We start from the raw sequence: 246 nt of genomic DNA, 5'->3' as shown, positions 1-246 counted from the left end.
CTCTAACTGCCATCGATATTTTCGCACCGTTTCTTTCAATTGCTCATCTAACGGATACGGTTCTCGCTTTAGCATTCTGGTAGATTGATCGAGTGATGTCAGCAACAATAGTTGCTTTGTCAATGTCGATAGTCGCTTTGTTTCTAGCTCTATAATCGTTGCGTATTCTTGCCGTTCAGGTTCTGCAAGCGTAGGATTTTTCAATAAATCCACATACCCTTGAATATTCAATAACGGCGATTGAAA

1 protein-coding gene is annotated in these 246 nt (G+C 40.2%); it reads right to left on the bottom strand.

All coding sequences use genetic code 11. From position 1 onward, the window contains the following. A partial coding sequence (locus SB660_RS22940; RefSeq protein WP_410584826.1) for a histidine kinase dimerization/phospho-acceptor domain-containing protein occupies positions 1-246 on the bottom strand: 246 nt, incomplete at both ends.

It is taken from the genome of Bacillus sp. SIMBA_005 (genome assembly GCF_046535585.1).
GTDB classification, from domain to species: domain Bacteria; phylum Bacillota; class Bacilli; order Bacillales; family Bacillaceae; genus Bacillus; species Bacillus pumilus.
Note: the sequence above shows the minus strand (reverse complement) of the source record. Positions and strands in the feature narration are given on the sequence as shown.